The sequence below is a fragment of the Martinezella lusitana genome, assembly GCF_010668395.1.
GTDB classification, from domain to species: Bacteria; Pseudomonadota; Alphaproteobacteria; order Rhizobiales; family Rhizobiaceae; genus Rhizobium; species Rhizobium lusitanum_A.
In genome coordinates this window covers 1-1,412 of the sequence record NZ_WUEY01000064.1, presented here as the reverse complement: position 1 = coordinate 1,412, position 1,412 = coordinate 1, and the positions used below count along the sequence as shown (strand labels likewise).

Sequence of the window (1,412 nt, the reverse complement as noted above, 5' to 3'; positions counted from 1 at the left end):
ATCATGACGGTTAGTTATCTGAAGGTTGGGAAGACTGCGACGGAGCGTGCGGAGGAGGATGCGAAGGTTCGCTCGATTGTCGAGGCGACGCTGAAGGAGATCGAGACGCGCGGGGACGCGGCTGTCCGGGAGCTGTCGGAGCGGTTCGACAAGTTCTCGCCGGGTTCATTCCGTCTGACGGGTTCGCAGATCGATGCGGCGATGAGCAAGGTCTCCGCGCGCGACATGGCCGACATCCGGTTCGCCCAGGCGCAGATAAGGCGCTTTGCCGAGGCGCAGAAGGCCTCGATGCGCGATATCGAGGTGGAGACGCTGCCGGGCGTGATCCTCGGCCACCGCAACATTCCGGTGCAGTCGGTGGGTTGCTATGTGCCGGGCGGCAAGTTCCCGATGGTGGCCTCGGCGCATATGTCGGTGCTGACGGCATCGGTCGCCGGCGTGCCGCGCATCGTTGCGGCCGCTCCGCCGCAGAAGGGCGAGCCGCATCCGGCGATCGTCGCCGCCATGCATCTGGCCGGCGCCCACGAGATCTACGTGCTCGGCGGCATGCAGGCCGTCGGCGCGATGGCGCTCGGCACGGAGACGATCAAGCCCGTCGACATGCTGGTGGGGCCGGGGAACGCCTTTGTCGCCGAGGCGAAGCGACAGCTCTATGGCCGTGTCGGCATCGACCTGTTTGCCGGTCCGACCGAGACCATGGTGATCGCCGACGAGACGGTCGACGCTGAAGTGTGCGCCACCGACCTTCTCGGGCAGGCCGAGCACGGCTACAACTCGCCGGCGGTGCTGGTGACGAACTCGCGCAAGCTCGCGCAGGAAACGCTTTCGCAAATCGACCGGCTGCTTGCCATCCTGCCCACGGCGGAGACGGCCCGCATCTCCTGGCAGGACTATGGGGAGATCATCGTCTGCGACAGCTACGAGGAGATGCTGGATGTCGCCAACGACATCGCCTCGGAGCATGTGCAGGTCATGACCGATCGCGACGACTGGTTCCTGGAGAAGATGCATTCCTACGGTGCGCTCTTCCTTGGGCCGCGAACCAACGTCGCCAACGGCGACAAGGTGATCGGCACCAATCACACGCTGCCGACCAGGAAGGCGGGCCGCTATACGGGCGGTCTCTGGGTGGGGAAGTTTCTGAAGACGCATTCCTACCAGAAGATCCTGACGGATGCGGCGGCGGCCGAGATCGGCGCCTACTGCTCGCGCCTGTGCATGCTGGAAGGCTTCGTCGGCCATGCCGAGCAGGCCAATGTCAGGGTCCGGCGCTATGGCGGCAGGAACGTGCCCTATGGCCAGGCGGCCGAGTGAGACGATGACGGGACGACCCACGCCATGACCTCACCCCTACCCAGGACACCCTCCTTCCGATTGGACGGCAAGACCGCACTCGTCACCGGCGCTTCCTC

General features: G+C 65.4%; 1 protein-coding gene. It reads left to right on the top strand.

Annotation, left to right across the window (positions count from 1 at the left end; all coding sequences use genetic code 11):
* The first annotated feature begins 3 nt into the window (after positions 1–3).
* A complete protein-coding gene (hisD, locus tag GR212_RS36520; RefSeq protein WP_163995003.1) occupies positions 4–1,314 on the top strand; it encodes a histidinol dehydrogenase in 1,311 nt (436 codons plus the stop codon).
* Positions 1,315–1,412 lie beyond the last annotated feature (98 nt).

Excerpts from the sequence above, each read along its gene's own strand:
- hisD (WP_163995003.1), top strand. The coding sequence starts at position 4 with ATGACGGTTAGTTATCTGAAGGTTGGGAAGACTGCGACGGAGCGTGCG.